The organism is Rhizobium sp. BK312, from assembly GCF_014193605.1.
Taxonomy (GTDB): Bacteria; Pseudomonadota; Alphaproteobacteria; order Rhizobiales; family Rhizobiaceae; genus Rhizobium.
The window spans coordinates 99,955-115,771 of record NZ_JACHZP010000011.1; the positions used below are offsets into that span (position 1 = coordinate 99,955).

General features: G+C 57.6%; 15 protein-coding genes and 3 pseudogenes. 9 read left to right on the forward strand and 9 right to left on the reverse strand.

The window, feature by feature from the left end; genetic code table 11:
- Positions 1-22 precede the first annotated feature (22 nt).
- The 3 genes and pseudogenes from FHT85_RS26275 to FHT85_RS26285 all read left to right on the forward strand — a co-directional run.
- A pseudogene (locus FHT85_RS26275) lies at positions 23-343 on the forward strand (ATP-dependent DNA ligase); the annotation flags it as partial.
- Positions 344-514: 171 nt separating this feature from the next.
- Positions 515-991, forward strand: coding sequence for an Hsp20 family protein (locus tag FHT85_RS26280; protein WP_183774505.1), 477 nt, complete (start codon positions 515-517; stop codon positions 989-991).
- A gap of 69 nt (positions 992-1,060) precedes the next feature.
- A complete protein-coding gene (locus FHT85_RS26285) occupies positions 1,061-1,360 on the forward strand; it encodes a DUF982 domain-containing protein (protein ID WP_183774586.1) in 300 nt (99 codons plus the stop codon).
- Positions 1,361-1,712: 352 nt separating this feature from the next.
- Here FHT85_RS26285 and FHT85_RS30645 read toward each other — a convergent pair.
- The 6 genes and pseudogenes from FHT85_RS30645 to FHT85_RS26315 all read right to left on the reverse strand — a co-directional run bounded on the left by FHT85_RS30645 (position 1,713) and on the right by FHT85_RS26315 (position 5,797).
- Positions 1,713-2,095, reverse strand: a pseudogene (locus tag FHT85_RS30645) (type II toxin-antitoxin system VapC family toxin).
- A pseudogene (locus FHT85_RS26295) lies at positions 2,092-2,290 on the reverse strand (type II toxin-antitoxin system VapB family antitoxin). The pseudogenes FHT85_RS30645 and FHT85_RS26295 overlap by 4 nt, the downstream one beginning before the upstream one ends.
- A gap of 246 nt (positions 2,291-2,536) precedes the next feature.
- Positions 2,537-3,403 (reverse strand): hypothetical protein, encoded by an 867-nt coding sequence (locus FHT85_RS26300; protein ID WP_183774511.1) that lies wholly within the window; start codon positions 3,401-3,403, stop codon positions 2,537-2,539.
- Positions 3,400-3,921, reverse strand: a complete 522-nt coding sequence (locus tag FHT85_RS26305; protein WP_112415517.1) for a hypothetical protein — start codon at positions 3,919-3,921, stop codon at positions 3,400-3,402. Before FHT85_RS26305 ends, FHT85_RS26300 begins: the two co-directional genes overlap by 4 nt.
- Entirely contained in the window at positions 3,918-4,769 is an 852-nt protein-coding gene (locus FHT85_RS26310; protein WP_112415516.1) for a class I SAM-dependent methyltransferase, read from the reverse strand. Before FHT85_RS26310 ends, FHT85_RS26305 begins: the two co-directional genes overlap by 4 nt.
- A 56-nt stretch (positions 4,770-4,825) precedes the next feature.
- The gene (locus tag FHT85_RS26315; protein WP_112415529.1) at positions 4,826-5,797 is read right to left on the reverse strand and encodes an alpha/beta fold hydrolase; all 972 of its coding nucleotides are present in this window, start codon (positions 5,795-5,797) and stop codon (positions 4,826-4,828) included.
- A 265-nt stretch (positions 5,798-6,062) separates the two neighbouring features.
- On the opposite strand from FHT85_RS26315, the gene FHT85_RS26320 reads away from it, so the two are divergent.
- The 3 genes from FHT85_RS26320 to FHT85_RS26330 all read left to right on the forward strand — a co-directional run bounded on the left by FHT85_RS26320 (position 6,063) and on the right by FHT85_RS26330 (position 8,080).
- Positions 6,063-7,070, forward strand: coding sequence for a LysR family transcriptional regulator (locus tag FHT85_RS26320; protein ID WP_112412162.1), 1,008 nt, complete (start codon positions 6,063-6,065; stop codon positions 7,068-7,070).
- Between the two features lie 339 nt (positions 7,071-7,409).
- Positions 7,410-7,664, forward strand: coding sequence for a FitA-like ribbon-helix-helix domain-containing protein (locus FHT85_RS26325; RefSeq protein ID WP_112412163.1), 255 nt, complete (start codon positions 7,410-7,412; stop codon positions 7,662-7,664).
- Positions 7,661-8,080: a type II toxin-antitoxin system VapC family toxin gene (locus tag FHT85_RS26330; RefSeq protein WP_112412164.1), complete on the forward strand. Its 420-nt coding sequence runs from the start codon at positions 7,661-7,663 to the stop codon at positions 8,078-8,080. The genes FHT85_RS26325 and FHT85_RS26330 overlap by 4 nt, the downstream gene beginning before the upstream one ends.
- 101 nt (positions 8,081-8,181) lie before the next feature.
- Here FHT85_RS26330 and FHT85_RS26335 read toward each other — a convergent pair whose 3' ends face one another.
- Together FHT85_RS26335 and FHT85_RS26340 are read right to left on the reverse strand one after the other, a co-directional pair.
- Complete coding sequence (locus FHT85_RS26335) at positions 8,182-8,547, reverse strand: YrdB family protein (protein ID WP_112412165.1); 366 nt, start codon at positions 8,545-8,547, stop codon at positions 8,182-8,184.
- 143 nt (positions 8,548-8,690) lie between these two features.
- On the reverse strand, positions 8,691-10,262 hold the full coding sequence (locus tag FHT85_RS26340) for an acid phosphatase (RefSeq protein WP_112399419.1): 1,572 nt from the start codon (positions 10,260-10,262) through the stop codon (positions 8,691-8,693).
- A gap of 156 nt (positions 10,263-10,418) precedes the next feature.
- Here FHT85_RS26340 and FHT85_RS26345 point away from each other — a divergent pair, with 156 nt between their 5' ends.
- Entirely contained in the window at positions 10,419-11,663 is a 1,245-nt protein-coding gene (locus FHT85_RS26345) for a cytochrome-c peroxidase (RefSeq protein WP_112412167.1), read from the forward strand.
- Between the two features lie 38 nt (positions 11,664-11,701).
- On the opposite strand, the gene FHT85_RS26350 is transcribed toward FHT85_RS26345, so the two are convergent.
- Positions 11,702-11,908: a hypothetical protein gene (locus tag FHT85_RS26350; protein WP_112412168.1), complete on the reverse strand. Its 207-nt coding sequence runs from the start codon at positions 11,906-11,908 to the stop codon at positions 11,702-11,704.
- Positions 11,909-12,693: 785 nt separating this feature from the next.
- On the opposite strand from FHT85_RS26350, the gene FHT85_RS26355 reads away from it, so the two are divergent.
- Both FHT85_RS26355 and FHT85_RS26360 read left to right on the forward strand, forming a co-directional pair.
- The gene (locus FHT85_RS26355; RefSeq protein ID WP_112399416.1) at positions 12,694-13,623 is read left to right on the forward strand and encodes a substrate-binding domain-containing protein; all 930 of its coding nucleotides are present in this window, start codon (positions 12,694-12,696) and stop codon (positions 13,621-13,623) included.
- A gap of 15 nt (positions 13,624-13,638) precedes the next feature.
- Positions 13,639-15,780, forward strand: a complete 2,142-nt coding sequence (locus FHT85_RS26360) for a methyl-accepting chemotaxis protein (RefSeq protein WP_112412169.1) — start codon at positions 13,639-13,641, stop codon at positions 15,778-15,780.
- The last annotated feature ends 37 nt before the right edge of the window (positions 15,781-15,817 follow it).

The window sequence follows — 15,817 nt, forward strand, 5'->3', positions numbered from 1 at the left end:
TGTGGTCGCCCCGACGTCCGTACACGAGCAGTCCGCCGCCACGCGAGGCGGGATTGGCGGTCTGCTGCTTGCGGCGCGACGGGGCCATGACCGAGTCTACGTCAGCGCCGTAGGCACGGGGTTCAAGGAGAAGGATGCCGCGTATCTCAAGGAGACGCTGGATCAGTTAAAGACGCGTACACCGGTCGTTCCGCTGAAGGGCAAGAATTACGTCTTCGCGCAGCCGACGCTGATTGCCGAAATCGAATTCCGTGGTTGGACCGACGACGGCAATCTCCTCCGCGCGTCCTACAAGGGATTGCGCGAGATCCAGGATAATGCCGCAGTCTATGCGCTGGACTGAGTGGCGCCTGCGGAGGTTAAAACAGCAACATTTTTTCCGGCCGCGCTCTTGAATCCGAAATTCTCAAAAACCAAATCGATTGCTGCCAGCCGCTGATAACAGGGCTGGCCTTGCTGGAGGCGCTGCCTTTCGGCGCTTCCGTACCCATGTTGCTTCAAGGAGGATATGGCTATGGCACCATCTTACGACTACGCACCCCTCTACCGCTCGAGCATTGGCTTCGACCGGGTCTTCAATCTTCTTGAAAACGCCCAGCGCGCCCGCTCGATCAGCGACTGGCCGCCCTATGACATCGTCAAGACCGGCGACGACAGCTACCGGATTTCGATCGCGGTCGCAGGCTTTGCCCAGGACGATCTCGACATCACGTTTCAATCCAACCTGCTGACCGTCACGGGCAAGAAGCAGGAAACGTCCGCCGAAGGCTACCTGCATCGCGGCATCGCCGGCCGGCCGTTCGAGCACCGCTTCGAGCTTGCCGACCATGTCAGGGTGAACGGCGCCGACCTGCAGAACGGCCTCCTTTCGATTGATCTCGTTCGTGAGATCCCGGAGGCCTTGAAGCCGCGGAGGATCGATATCCAGACCAACCCTGGTTTTGCACAAAAGGCCGCTCCGGCGCAGATCGAAGCTCAGAAGGCCGCCTGATCGAAACCCAGGAGAACGGGCGCCGTCGTGACGGCGCCCGTCGACATCGCGGGTTGGAAAGGAGAACTCATGAAACCCGATATGTTCAGACAACCTGTTACCATCCTTATCGGCCTTGGCTTTCCGGCCGAGGTCCGCACGGTCATGGATGCCTACCGGCATCTTGCCGACTGGCCAGCCTCAAACCGGAACACCGCGCATTCGATCGCGCTCAAGGCATGCAGTGCTGCGTTGCGCGGCGAGATCGAAGCGGAAACCGCTCGCGGCCTGTTTGCCGCCTTTGCCGAGAAACACGATCTCTTGGCGCCGGAAACCAACGTGATCGCCGCGTCACACCTGCGGCGTGATCGGGATCCGCACGTGCCGTGAGGTGGTCCGATGATGCACGATAGTTTGCAGCAAGCCGCGAGCAATGCTATGGCGGTGGGACCAATGGTCCTGCGCAGGGTATACAGAGCTCCGCAGGCCAATGGATGTGGTGAGAGCGCCGTCCTATTTGGCAGCCCGCGACACGCTCTCGCATCCTGAGGAATTGTCTGGGATGATACGGCGAACCTTCGCTTCCAGAGCAGCGGTTAAATAATGCGATGGCCTTTCCGCGTGGGGGAACGTAGGCCGAGATTCTCCGGCCTTCCGGTATTGTAGTAGACGCTAGTGAGGCACTGGTTGCCGGCGAGGTCCAAAACTTGTCCGAGACCATGAAGGAGTACCGTTTCAGCATTCAGTTGGGCATGCTGGCTCGTAGGTGCAGTGCGGCACCCACCTTTTCGGCCGCTACCCGCAGGCGCTTGTCTCTGGTCCATAGAGCCACTCGCTTGTCAAGAAGGTCCGATGCGAGCAAATGGGCATCCGTGTAGCCAATGCCCGTGCTGAAAATGCCATGGCGATCGATCATCGCCATGACTTCGTCGTGCGTGGCCACGACCGCTACGCGTTGAGCCGACAGAAAAGCTATTACGCTGCCGTGATCGCGACGGCTGCCAAGCGCCAACTCACCAATCACGCACGGGTGGCAAAGTGGCGATCGTCCTCAACAATCCTGCGGAGCTCGGCATCGGCATGGCGGAAATGATCGATCCAGATCGAGGTGTCGGCCAGTATCACTTGGCCGCTGCGCTCCGGCGGCGCGGCGCTGCCTCGGCATCAGGCATGGTTCCTCCGAGCGCGATCAGGCGCTTTCCGGACTCCACACGAACAAGTGTCTAACGCTTGACGGACGAGAACTGCGGTTTCTTTAGTGCCGGTTAAGGACCTAGCCCTTTCGATAAGCGTGTCATCGAGGTTGATAGTCGATCGCATTGATCAGCTCCCTTATTGGCTGCGATTATCAGCACCATTTGGTGATAAAATCTACGCCTGGTTTTCGTTCCCATTGTTGGAAGCAGTCCTGTAACGGAAGTAGATAACACATCAGTTTGTTGAAAAACCGCTGGAGCCGCAATTCGTATCCCTTCACATCAACGGATCCGATTTTGTTGACTGTAGTCGTGGTCTTTAAAAGCGGCGTTTGTTAATTTGTGTCGAGATTTCACCCATCTTTGTATTTCATCGCGAGCCTAGAACTTGCAGCGAGCTCATCGATCGTGCGACGGGCACCGCAGTATCGCTCCGATCATATGCTTCCGCGAAAGAAGTGCCGTTCGCCACCGCCTGTAGGAGAGCAATCACAGCATCTGAACCGCCGTGGCCTGATATCCATCGGCTGACGCGGCATGCGGCTTTGGCATATAGGCCGGATGTTTGGGCGGACTCGACCCAGGCTTCACGTGTCGCGGGCATCGGACCCTCAGGCGACGCGAGGCAACGGTCCTCAGCAGAAGCAGGCTTCAAATAGCGGCCGTCATCGGAGACGAAGACTGCAAGCCCTTCATCGAACCATTGCGGCACCATATGCCGGTAGGCCTTGGTGATGCCGATGCGACGATGCAGCTCGATATGGGATAGTTCATGGGCAGCAATGGTTACGGTGTTGCCCCGCGGCGATAGGAACAGAGCAATGTCCAGCAATGCCATACCTCTGGAGCCGCCCCCGCCGATCCGGCGATAACAGTCGTCATCACCGCAAACGAAGATATCCGGCTTGCCGACCACATCTCGGTAGAAATTGCGAACACGATCTCGCGCGAGGCCGATTGTCTCAACCGCCTCCTGCATCCGAACCGCTGGCATGCCTTGCTCTACAAATATTTGGTCTCCAGAATTGTTGAAGCCCATGCAATTTGGACAGACCTCGGCGGCTAGGGGCGGATACGTTAATGACATGCCGCTCAGCGCGACTATCCCAGATATCAGCACGATCGCTATCATCCTCACAAAGCGCATGCGGTGAGGAGGTCGGAAATTTTTCGCTGGAATCTGTTCCTCTTCTCCGCTGACTCGGGAGGCGGTCTGCCCCTTGTTCCTTTCGCTCACGGGCTCGTTCCCGGTCGCCGTCCCAATGAGATAGAGCCGGATCGTCCGATCGGCAGCCACAGTACAAGGGCGGTAATATGCGTGATGAACAGCAAAGGCACATAAACGATGACGATGCCGTAGGCGGATCCGAGCTCGCCTGGAGGCAAGCTCAACTGGAAACCGTGAGCATAGTCGACAGTGATATCAACGATGCCAACCACGTTGAAAGCAATCACCAACATCCAAAATAACGGACGGAAGCTCACTGCAGCCATGGCGAGCATGGCCAATATGCCGGTTGCAAAGTCGCCATATGCGGCAAATTCAGCAAATCCCTGAGGCAGGTTTGGCCCGACAACGCCGGGAATCAGGAAAACCAGCCCGAAAAAGCGGAAGCTGTGCAAGGCGGCAATGGCGCGATGTGCTTCAGCCCGATCTAACGTTCTCAAGCGCGGCCATCCGTAGGCGGCCATAAGCAGCAGCCACGGCACATAACCAAAAATAAGGTGGAGCTGAAAGATGGTGGTGGCGGTCATGCGGCTTCTCCCTCGTCGCGGATACCGACAGCCTTGGCTTCGAATACGGCGCAGAGGATGCCAAGCCGGCCATCAAGTAGATTGCGCCCGAGATTGACGGCAGCTTTTGCAAAGTCCGGCCCCATGAGGAGCCCGAGATTGAGCGCCGGCGGTGTGGCGGTCGGGCGGAGCTGGCTTGCCCATTCCCTGGCTGCCTCCGTGTCGTCGCGCACGACCAATGTTCGGAATCCCGCCTGTTCAATTATCTTCTGTGTCAGCTGGCTCGGCAGTAGAAAGCTCGTCGAGGATGTGGAGGCCCACGGCAGGGGATAATCGGGTTCGCCGTCGAGCAGGACGACGTCATAGGTCGCAAACCTGCCGCCGACCCTCAGCACACGCCGGATCTCGGCATAAAGCCGATCACGGGCTCCGATGTTCATAGCCACATGTTGCAAGAACACCGCGTCAAATCGGGCATCGTCAAATGGCAGATCGAGGGCGCTTCCTACCTCGAAGTCGACCTGGTCCTGCTGGCCGGTACGCTGGGTCAGATAGCGGGCAGCCTGGATAAAGGGTTCACTAAGGTCGATGCCTTTTACGGAGCAACCGTACGTCGCCGCGAGGAAGCGCGCGGGTCCCCCAACACCAGCCCCAACATCAAGCACGGACATCCCAGCGTTAAGTCCGGCGAGAGCAACAAGTTCCACCGTCGCGGCCATGCCTCGCGTATGAAATTGATCGAGAGTGGCAAGCTCATGGGCATGGAGCGTTTTTTCCTCCGACCCGAAGCTGGAGAGTGCGACTTTCAAACGGTCGGTCAGGCCGGTGGCGCGATAGTGGGCGCGCACGTCTTCGAGTTCGTCGGTCATAGGAGTTTCCTTTTTAGAGAAAGACTGCAAATTCCAGAGCACGCTTTCAGTCGCATCTAGAGTTGTTGTAGGAAATCGATCATTGCGGCACTGACGTCGGTGGCGCGCTCCTGTTGGGTCCAGTGGCCGCAACCGGGCAGTATCAACGGGCGGCGCAGCTTCGGAACAAACTTGGCCTGAAGCGGAATAAATTCACGATTGGCGGCGGCGACGAAATCGCGGTCGCCCGCGACGTAGAGAGCAGGAACTGTCACCTTCGCGCCTTGTGTCATCCCTAAAAGCTCCCAACTTCGATCGATGTTGCGGTACCAGTTCAAGGGGCCACGGAAGCCGCTGCAGGTGAATTCTTCGATGTAGACCTCCAACTCGGCAGACGTGATCCAGTTGGGCAAAGGTGGGTTCTCCGGCAGGGCGGCACCGCTTCGTGGGATCATTCCAGGCCCAAGGTCGGCGCTCGCCGGGCCGGCGGCCTGCAACACCTCCCCAGACATCTGGTAGAAGAGGGAGCGCAGCGTCTGCCGCCTATTCTGCTCCATTCCGATTTCGGCTTGAGGAGTAGCTAGATAGAGTTGGTAGTAAACCGCCTTGTCGTTCTGCGGCATGAGCGTCGTCGGCAAAACCGAGGTGCCGAACCCTCGGGGCCTGAAGGGGGCACTGAGGCCAATGACGGCACGGAACTTATCCGGCCGCATCAATGCAGCCTGCCACGCGATGGTCGCTCCGAAATCATGACCGGCGATGACCGCCTGCTCGACACCCAGGGTATCGATCAGGCCCACCATATCGCCGATATAATCAAGGATGGTGTATTTCCCTCCATCCGGCGGACAGTCGCTGCGACCATAGCCCCGGAGATCCGGCGCAATCGCACGAAACCCCGCCTGGGCCAGCATCGTCAGCTGATGCCGCCACGAATACCAGCATTCCGGAAAGCCATGGAGGAGGATCACGAGGGGTCCCGAACCCTGCTCCACAACATGCACTCGTATGCCATTGGCATCGACTACGTGGTGCGTAACTTCCGGCATCTGCGGATCCACCCAGGATGTCGGCTCATCGTCATGCCTGACGAACCCTGCCGCTACGGCCAGAAGCGGTCTAGCAGCCACGGTACTTGCGAACGCGCCTGACCCCAACAGCACCGCGCGTCTCGATAGGCGGGCTTCGTCGTTGTTGGATTTGGGGCCTCCAGCCTCTCGTCCATTGCGGTTCGCCATCCGTGTCACTCCCTTTCGCAAGGAAACAATATGACCCCTTTCCGAGAGCGACTATTCTCGATAATGTTCATGGGCTATGAAGCAGAACTTCACGGTCCGACAAGGCGCCCTGGATGGTGTCGAGGCATTCCTGAGCGTCGCCGAGCATCGCAATTTCCGTCGTGCTGCCGCTGAGCTGGGGGTGACTCCCTCCGCAGTCAGCCAGGCCATCCGGGCTCTCGAAAACCGGATGGGAGCGCCGCTTTTCATTCGCACCACGCGCAGTGTCGGTCTTACCGAGGCAGGAGAGCGCTTCTTTTCGCGGGCCAAACCGGCTTTCGAAGAGCTCGTTGCGGCCAGTCGGGCAGCTTATGACCTGGGACAGCGACCATCGGGGCTACTCAGATTGGCCGTGCCGCGCGCGGTCGTGCCGATCCTCTTGGAACCTCTCCTTGCCTCATTTTCGGAGGCCTATCCTGAGATCGAGGTTGAGATCGCCGTCAGCGAGGAATTGGTCGATCTCGCTGCGCATGGGTTCGATGCCGGTATTCGCATGGGCCAGTTCATCGCCGCCGACATGGTGGCGGTGCGTATGACGCCGCCTTTCCCGATGGTGGTCGTTGGCAGTCCCTCTTATTTCTCAGGTCGCATTCAGCCGAACCAGCCGGAAGATTTGCGGGAACATGCGTGCATAAGATGGCGGCGGTCGAACGGCGCGCTCGCGCTTTGGTCCTTCACGACAAACAGTGGTGTCTTGGAGTTGGCGGTCACCGGCCCGCTGATTGCAAATGACTTTCCTACCCTGCTTGGGGCAGCGATCCAGGGTATGGGCCTCGCGCAGCTTCCGCGCCCGATTGTCGCTTCTGCGCTGGAGGCGGGAACGCTCAAAAGTGTCCTGGAACCTTTCGCTGCCATTACGCCGGGGGTCTTCCTCTACTTTCCTCACCGTCGGCAGATGCTGCCGAAACTCCGCGCGTTCATCGATCATGTGAAGAGTAGCAATGCTGTTCGTGAGACGGTCGTAATGTCCGCCAATAGCCGCACTCAGCCGGTAGGCGGGATAGGGGAAGGTGCGCCAGCCGGCAGGTCACGAAATGACCGCTAGCTTGTTCGAACGCGCTGGCCGCTCATCTGGCTATAGGTTCCGCCATGGTCGCGACGAAACGCAAAATGGAGTGAAATCTCAACACGATGAATAATCGGCCTTGTCCGGCAAACTGTAAGGCCACCCCTACACATGCTCCATAACAGAACCTCATCCCCATGAAAGGCACACGACTCATCAGATTAGATAAACTCCAGAAAGCGGCGTTGGTTCGATTCTCTTCAAGGCGAGGTGGCTGAACGGACACGGTATCGTCCTCATTATTTTGAAACTCTTGAAAGTTTGCATCATTTTGTATATTTTGATAGCAAAGCCATCATTTCTATTGAGGTGATATCAATGCCGGCGGTCACCATTCGAAATCTTTCTGACGAAACACATCGTGCTCTACGCCTGCGAGCGGCTCATCATGGCCGAAGCACCGAGGCCGAGATCCGCGACATTATTGAGGCCGCTGTTCGTCCCCCTGAACGTGTTAAGCTCGGCTCTTTACTAGCGGCTATCGGTCGCGACGCTGAGCTTTCCGACAGCGACGTTGAAGCCCTGCAGAAAAGTCGCGATAAGACGCCTGCTGAACCGATGACGTTCAAATGATCTTGCTGGACACCAACGTTATATCCGAGCCGTGGAAACCGGTTCCTGATGGGGCAGTGGTCGCTTGGTTGGACGCCCAAGCAATCGAAACGCTGTTCATTTCCGCAATAACGATTGCTGAGCTTCGCTTCGGGATCGCAGCTATGCCCTTGGGGAAACGGCAAACTATCCTCCGCGACCGCCTTGAGGGCGAAGTACTGCCTCACTTTTCCGAGCGCATCCTGCCCTTCAATCTTGCGACTTCGCAGTTTTACTCGGAACTGATGGCACGCGCTCAAGTATCTGGAAAAGCGATCGGCACGGCTGATGGGTATATTGCCGCCACAGCAGCAGCAAATCGTCTGGCAATCGCAACCCGCGACACAAGCCCGTTCGAGGCGGCTGGGTTGCAAGTGATTAATCCCTGGTCCCGATAACGGCGGTGTAGATCTCGGTATCCTAGGTTCGATACCCTTCAAGAGCAACGCTATTCATGGCATGAGAGGGTCACTGAATCTCGGCAAGATGAAAGCCTTCTCTATGCTAATAACACCAGTTGGGCGCTGTTCGCCGTCGATCGTGGAATGAGCGCAAGGGCAATCCGATTGGCCGCCGCGACGAAGACTAGCGCTATCGCCAGCATCGACGAACCGAGGTAGTTTAGAATCAAAGTCGTTCGCACGAAAATGCCGGCTTCGAGAACAAGCCTTCCAGCTGCGCCAATTTCGTATCTCCATTTCGGGGAAAGGAATCTACCCCAAACGGCGGCAGTTGCTGCACAAAACGCAAATCCCAAAAGCACTTGTGCCGGGATCGGTACGGCAAGGTGTGCGGCCAACGCGACGAGTGAAGCGAGTATGCAAAGTTCGAGTGCAAATCTGACGCCGAGTGCTATCGCCTTCATCTTTCATCCCCACCCTGCAGCTCTGGTTCACTCAAGACGCCGGTTCTCGCAAGCCAGTGCGGACCGATCGCCAAGTCCCCGGCGTAACAGTGGTTCGACCGCTAGGCCCATCGCAGCGTTGCACATCGTGCAGATGCCAGGCCCTAGTTCTCCTTGAGAACAAGTGCACTGGTCAGGTCGCCCAGCGGCTTTTCCTTATAGGCAGCAACGGCTGCGTCTCGAACGGTGATGCCGTGCAGCGTCGGCAGCTTGAAACGGCGTGTGATGAAACGCAGGATCGAAGTCGTGTCCATCGGTGTATGATCGACATAACCATGCCGTGCGTAGGGCGACACGATGATGGCGGGAATGCGGGAACCAGGTCCCCAACGATCACCCTTCGGTGGTGCGACATGATCCCAAAGGCCGCCGTTTTCGTCATAGGTGACAACAACTAGCATATGCGGCCATTGCGGGCTCTTCTCCAGGTGTGTGATCACATCGGCAATATGGGCGTCGCCGGCTTCAATGCTGGCATAGCCGGAATGCTCATTGAGGTTGCCCTGAGGTTTGTAGAATGAGACTTGGGGCAGCGTGCCGGCATCGATCACCTTGATTAACTCGGCACCCGCTAAACCACCATCCCTCAGATGTTCGGTCCTGGCAGCGGTGCCGGGAGCGAAGTTGGCATAATAGTTGAATGGCTGGTGATGATACTGAAAATTCGGCGCCGGCTGCTTGTTTCCGTTATCGAGTACATCCTGCCACGCGCCTCCGTACCACGCCCAGGTCACATGCTTGAGGCTAAGCAAGTCGCCAATGGTGGGCTCTGTCTGCGGCGGCAATGTCGTTGGCTTGTTCGGATCGGCAAGCGCCTTGTCGCCATCTGTCGCGGGACCATTGCCGCTTGGCTGGTAAGGTGGCTGCATGGTGTTGACCGCATAGAAATCAGGCGTGAGATTGCCATCGCCGACGAATTTCGGAATACCGTCGATTGCAGACTTCGGTGAGCTGGGTGCGGCCTTCAGCGTCACGCCATCCGCCTCGACGACTGCGATGGAAGGTTTGGCGGCACTGGTGTCGGCATTCGGATAATACGGTGCACAAGCGCAGATCAGCCATTGATGGTTGAAGAACGAGCCGCCGAACGCGCCCATGAAGAAGTTGTCGGCAAGCACGTACTTCTGAGCCACCTTCCACATCGGCGTCTTTGAACCATCCCACAAGCCCATCGGCAATGCACCGGAATCGGCAAACGCCACGAATTTATCGTTGCGGCCGCCATCGATCTGCATCTGGTTCTGATAGTAGCGGTGCCAGAGATCGTGCGTAATCGTATCCAGTCCCAGGTTGAACCCCTTGGAATCGTCGACATGGAATGGCCGATTGGGAAGATGCTCGGTCTGTGCCTGCGTGACGGGCGGAGTGACGCCCTTGGCGGTGAGGCCGTCCCAGATCGGCGGCAACTCTTTCAGAGGCTTGCCGTCTCGGTCGCGCTGAATGCGAGCGGCCGCCGACGCCTTCGAAATCCCGTTTGCGCCCGGGAAATTGCCATAGAGATTGTCGAAACTCCGGTTTTCCGCATAGATCACCACAACTGTATCGATGAGTTTCAGGTCATCGCCGGTCTTCCCGCTCGCGCCGGCGTTTGCGCCGGAACTTCCGGCGACGGCCGAGCCAAAGGCGGCCACTGAAAGGCTTAACGCGCAGATGGCGGTAGCAGTGATCGACTTCATTTTGGATTGTCCTCCGGGGGTTCAGTGGATGCGGCTCCACCTCAATAGGGCAACATATTCCCGCGGCTATCCAAGGCAAGCGCTAATTGAAACGGCTCCCAAACCTCGCTAACGATAATGACTATGATATGTGCCATCGCAGTAAGGGGCAGCGCCATGGCGATGCATTTGAGGCCGCCTACAGGACAATGGCTCGGGATCAGCGCTTTCGTCGCAATGCTGTTGGTGATCACGACCGCCACTATGGGCGAAGCGCTGTCGCGCGCGGAGGTGCAACGACAGACTTCAGCTCTGGCAGCACTTGGTAAAGCCCTCTTCTTCGATCCATCACTGTCGGCCTCCGGTAAGATGGCCTGTTCCTCCTGCCACGAGCCCGAACATGGCTTTGGACCGGCAAATGATCGATCGGTCCAACTCGGCGGCGGCGATCTGCATCAGCCAGGCTTGCGGGCGGTTCCCTCGCTCAAATATCTGCAGGCTGTCCCACCCTTCACCGAACATTTCTTCGAATCCGAGGATGAGGCAGACGAAAGTATCGACAACGGACCGACCGGCGGCCTGACCTGGGACGGTCGGGTCGACCGCGGCGGCGAGCAAGCCAAGATCCCACTATTTTCCGACCGCGAAATGGGCAACAGAACCGAGGCTGACGTCGGCCGCCATGTGCTTGAGGCGGGCTACGGCAAGGCGATTGCAGATATCGTCGGACCAAAGGCCGCCACCGACCCAGCCATTGCCTTTCGCATGGTACTGAAGGCGTTGGAAGTTTTCCAGCAGGACTATCGCACCTTCTATCCATACTCGAGCAAATATGATGCGGTGCTGGCCGGTAAGGCTGAGCTCACGCCACAAGAGGCAAAAGGCCTTGAATTGTTCAATGCGCCTGAAAAGGGAAATTGCGCGTCCTGCCATGTGAGCCAGCGTGGGAATGACGGCACTCCGCCGCAATTCACAGATTATGGTCTGATTGCCATCGGGGTGCCCCGTAACCGCGATATTCCCGCCAACAAGGACCCGACTTTCTACGATCTCGGTCTATGTGGTCCTTTGCGGACTGATTTCATCGGACGTGAGGACTATTGTGGGCTCTTCCGCACGCCGACGCTGCGCAATGTCGCGCTGCGCAAGGCCTTCTTTCACAATGGCAGCATTCATTCCTTACAGGATGCCGTACGCTTTTATGTTGAGCGGGAGACACGCCCGGAGCATTGGTACCCCCGCAAGCCCGATGGGAGCGTGGACAAGTATGATGATCTGCCGGGGACAGCCAAGGCAAACATCAATTTGGATCCGCCCTTCGATCGCAAGCAAGGGGAGGCCCCGGCGCTCACTCCAGCCGAAACCGATGATGTGGTCGCGTTCCTGCGTACGCTCACCGACGGGTACGATCCGCCAAGGTAAGAAGGATGCGCCGTGTGTGGCCGCTGCGTCCTTGCCTCCTAGGTGCCGCTTGCCCTCAGGCCAAGGAGATCGAGAACTGCGTCCGAACCTTTGCCAGAGGCGTTGATCTTGCCGTCGTCACTGATCGCGAGCTCGGCACCATTGGCGAAGCTGAGAGACCAGCCATCATCTGAACTGGTTCGGCGTCTGTGCGTCAGCTCGATTCCGGCGGCAGATACCAATGCAATAACCTTTTCGACATCCATGTTTTTGCTCTCCCCGGTAACTTGCTCCATTCCGCCTCGCGGAAGAGCTTGCTTGCCCTGCGACCATGCCACCGCATCGCGTTAGTATCAATCTTGGCAAAGTGAGCGCTCTATCGATCCACCCAGCGGGAGTCTGCGAGACACCGGAACGGAAAGCTTACACAAGTGACTTGAGCGCGCGGCGATCCATTACTTCGTCTATCGAGCTGCAGATGTAGGCAGCGCCTGCTTGCGTGAGGCAAGATGCGAGCGAACTATAAGCGTGCCCGCCGCCAGTGAACCCAAAACGGGTCAAATTCGTGCGATAATCAACGGCGCTTGATCCTGCGAGATAGATGATCGCATCGGCGATCTCGCTGGGTTCCCTTGAGACCCGAAGCGTGGGTTAATGTCGTTGTTTTCCAATGCCCATGCGGCACACCGGCTCGGCTGTGCATCGGCGTCGCGCAATGACTCCGCCAATCTTGGATATATCAACACCTTGTGGCGCCGAGTTGCCCCTAATCATTGTGCTGATTCAAAGCTCGAGGGGTGCTGCTCTCGATGCGTTGGGGGAATACGATTTTGCAGCGAGAACAAAACCTCGTTTCAGCGGTTAACGCGTCTATACACATGGAATGCATTGAATCATTATATTTTGCGAATATGTTATGTATTAAATAATTTTCATCGACAGACAGAATCAATATATTATACATTAATCAGATTTATTGAGCGAAAATTAAATTTTAACCATATTTTACTATAAATCTCCATCTCGCAAGGAATCTCGCGGAGAGGGGATCATGAGAAAAGCCATACTCGCTACATTGGTAATGTCGCTAATCGCCTCTGCCGCGAGCGCGCAGACGATCGGCGTGTCAATGTCGGATCTGGATAAGTTCCGGACTGCGTTATTGAATGGAATTCTGTCGCACGGAAAGACGATTTCGGGGCTGAAGCTCGTCACGCAAAACGCCAAAAGCGACAACGAACTTCAAAAGAAGCAGGTTCAGCAATTCATCGCCGACAAGGTCGATGCGATTATCCTTGCCGTTTCCGATGGCGATCTTGGTCCGCAAATGACCAAGCTTGCCGCTGACGCGCATATCCCCCTCATCTATATCAACAATGTGCCCTCGAATCTATCGGATTTGCCAGAGAACCAGGTCGTCGTCGCCTCGAATGAAGCGGAATCAGGCACTTTGCAAACAAAGGAAGTCTGCTCGCTTTTGAAGGGTAAGGGGCGTGTCGCCGTTCTGATGGGAGAGCCCTTCCACGCCGCTGCGAGAGCCCGCACGCAGGATATCGATAACGTCATCGTTACGCCCGATTGCAAGGGACTTCAGATCGTCGAACGGCAGGCTGCCTATTGGTCTCGCGATTATGCCGATCAGCAGATGCAGGAATGGCTGTCGGCGGGCGTAAAATTTGACGCTGTCATTGCCAATAATGATGAGATGGCGCTCGGGGCAATCCGTGCGATGAAGCGCAACGGCATGTCGATGAAAGATGTCGTTGTGGCGGGGGTGGATGCGACGGACGATGCTCTGGCGGCCATGGAAGCCGGCGATCTGGATGTCACCATTCTTCAGAGTGCCTCGGGACAAGGCGCTACCGCTGTCGACGCAGCCATCAAACTCATTGATGGCCAGAAGGTGCCACGGGAAAACAACGTGCCTTTCGAACTGGTGACGCCGCAAAACATTGCCCAGTACCTGCCGAAGACCCAGTGAGCTAAGGGGAGCACGATGTTACACTTTTGGAATAGACTTGGCATCCGGGCCCAGATCACTGCAGGCTTCCTGCCATTGATCCTGCTTATGAGCTTGCTGTCGATCAATGCGATTTCCGGCATGGGCGGTCTTTCGTCCATCTTCTCCTCTTATCGCAGCACCGCCGGCCAAAGCCTTGCCATCTCAGATTACAGCAATCAGTTGCATCAGATCCAAATGTCCGCGGAAGCTTTCCGTTCGGATCCGACGCAGGACACGGTCAATCGCTTCCACGATGGCGTCAAAGCGTTTGCCACGGAGGACCAGCGCTTTGCGGGCAACGCCGCTCTGCAGTCCGGGATGATAGCGATCCGCCAGGATGTTGCCTCATACGGCAAGGCCTTCGAGCAGATCGTGGCGCTTCAGGCAAAACGTGAGGCCCTGATTTCCAAGGTTACCGAATTCGGGCCATGGACCAGCATCGCGCTCAACGATGTCATGCGAAGCGCATGGCGCCAGAATGATGTCGCGCTGTTGCATGCAACCGGAGCGACGCTCGAGGCCCTGAACCGCAGCCTTTATTTCTCGGAGCGCTTCATCCATTCAGGCGATCTTGCGGCCTATGATGCCGCGCAGACGGCGCTCAATGACGCCATGGCCCTAAACGACATCGCGGCAAAGGCAGCGAAGGATGAGCTGCAGCACAAGCGCGTTCTCGGCGCGGGCCAGTTGATGCAGAACTATACCAGTCGCCTGGGCGATGTGAGGGATGTGATGCTGGCGACCAACAAGATTCGCGACAGCGAACTTGGTGTTCTAGCACCGAAAATCGCCTCGGGTTTCCGAAATCTGCAGGCGACCGTGATGGATGCTCAAAAGACGCTGGATGGCTCGGTCGATTCGACGATTGCCTCTGCGACCAGTTGGACGCTTGCAATCAGCGCACTTCTGATTGTCATCGGTCTGGTGCTTGCCTTCTTCATCGGGCAACTGATTTCGTCGGCGGTGCGCAAGATGGCGCGGACGATGGAGCACATCGCGCGTGGCGATAACGTAGCGAAGATTGACGGCACCGAACATCGCCACGAGCTCGGCGCCATGGCGCGTTCGCTCAAGGTCTTCCAGGAGACGGGGCGCGCCAAGCTCATTGCGGAGGCCAATGCCGAGCGTGCACGGCTTGCTGCAGAAGAAGAGCGCCTGCGTCAGGAAGCCGAGCGCCTTGCCGATGCGCAGGTCATGGAACACGCCTTCCAGCAGATTTCGCTGGGTCTGGATGCGCTTTCAAAGGGTGACCTCACGACGCGGGTGGGCGAGGTCGACGCCCGCTATATCCCGATCCGGGATCACTTCAACAATTCCGTCTCCAGCCTGGAAGAGGCCGTTGATTCCGTTATTCGCGCGGTTACCACCATCCGGTCGGGTCTTGCGGAAATCTCGACGGCCTCGCAGGATCTTGCGCGTCGCACGGAACAGCAGGCCGCCTCACTTGAAGAGACGGTGGCGGCACTGGGTGACGTCACGCGCGGTGTCAACGGTACCGCCGAAGGCGCAGGTCACGCGCAAAATGCCGTGGCAACGGCACGCGCAAACGCCGAGAGCGGCGGAGCCATTGTTGCTCGGGCGATCGCTGCAATGACGGAAATCCAGAATTCGTCCTCCAAGATTGGCAGCATCATCGGTGTCATCGATGAAATCGCATTCCAGACAAATCTGCTGGCCTTGAATGCCGGCGTCGAGGCCGCACGCGCGGGCGAGGCCGGCAAGGGCTTTGCGGTTGTTGCACAGGAGGTTCGTGAGCTGGCTCAAAGATCGGCGAGCGCGGCCAGGGAAATCAAGGGATTGATCTCCACTTCCTCTGCCCAGGTGAAAGCCGGTGTCGAGCTGGTCGGCGAATCCGGAACGTCGCTCGCGCAAATCGTCGAACAAGTGAGCGCAATGAATTCGACGATTGCGGAAATCGCACTTGCCGCACGCGAGCAAGCGGCGAGTTTGAGAGAGGTTTCAGCGGCCGGTGATCAGATGGACAAGGTTACACAGCAGAATGCCGCCATGGTGGAAGAGACTACGGCAGCCGCTCAAAATTTGACCCAGGAGACCGAAAACTTGGCGAAACTGGTACAGCGCTTCAGGACGCGCAGCGCCCCCGCGTCTGGGCATCGGCTGTACGCGGTGGCGTAAGCTTACCAACGGAGCTTGTCGATATTGGGTTGGGCTA

What these genes read in the sequence shown, in the direction of transcription:
- FHT85_RS26305 (WP_112415517.1), bottom strand. Translation starts at nt 3,921, where the DNA reads ATGACCGCCACCACCATCTTTCAGCTCCACCTTATTTTTGGTTATGTG.
- FHT85_RS26340 (WP_112399419.1), bottom strand. Translation starts at nt 10,262, where the DNA reads ATGAAGTCGATCACTGCTACCGCCATCTGCGCGTTAAGCCTTTCAGTG.
- FHT85_RS26350 (WP_112412168.1), bottom strand. Translation starts at nt 11,908, where the DNA reads ATGGATGTCGAAAAGGTTATTGCATTGGTATCTGCCGCCGGAATCGAG.
- FHT85_RS26310 (WP_112415516.1), bottom strand. Translation starts at nt 4,769, where the DNA reads ATGACCGACGAACTCGAAGACGTGCGCGCCCACTATCGCGCCACCGGC.
- FHT85_RS26320 (WP_112412162.1), top strand. Translation starts at nt 6,063, where the DNA reads ATGAAGCAGAACTTCACGGTCCGACAAGGCGCCCTGGATGGTGTCGAG.
- FHT85_RS26335 (WP_112412165.1), bottom strand. Translation starts at nt 8,547, where the DNA reads ATGAAGGCGATAGCACTCGGCGTCAGATTTGCACTCGAACTTTGCATA.
- FHT85_RS26330 (WP_112412164.1), top strand. Translation starts at nt 7,661, where the DNA reads ATGATCTTGCTGGACACCAACGTTATATCCGAGCCGTGGAAACCGGTT.
- FHT85_RS26280 (WP_183774505.1), top strand. Translation starts at nt 515, where the DNA reads ATGGCACCATCTTACGACTACGCACCCCTCTACCGCTCGAGCATTGGC.
- FHT85_RS26355 (WP_112399416.1), top strand. Translation starts at nt 12,694, where the DNA reads ATGAGAAAAGCCATACTCGCTACATTGGTAATGTCGCTAATCGCCTCT.
- FHT85_RS26285 (WP_183774586.1), top strand. Translation starts at nt 1,061, where the DNA reads ATGAAACCCGATATGTTCAGACAACCTGTTACCATCCTTATCGGCCTT.
- FHT85_RS26345 (WP_112412167.1), top strand. Translation starts at nt 10,419, where the DNA reads ATGGCGATGCATTTGAGGCCGCCTACAGGACAATGGCTCGGGATCAGC.
- FHT85_RS26325 (WP_112412163.1), top strand. Translation starts at nt 7,410, where the DNA reads ATGCCGGCGGTCACCATTCGAAATCTTTCTGACGAAACACATCGTGCT.
- FHT85_RS26360 (WP_112412169.1), top strand. Translation starts at nt 13,639, where the DNA reads ATGTTACACTTTTGGAATAGACTTGGCATCCGGGCCCAGATCACTGCA.
- FHT85_RS26315 (WP_112415529.1), bottom strand. Translation starts at nt 5,797, where the DNA reads ATGCCGGAAGTTACGCACCACGTAGTCGATGCCAATGGCATACGAGTG.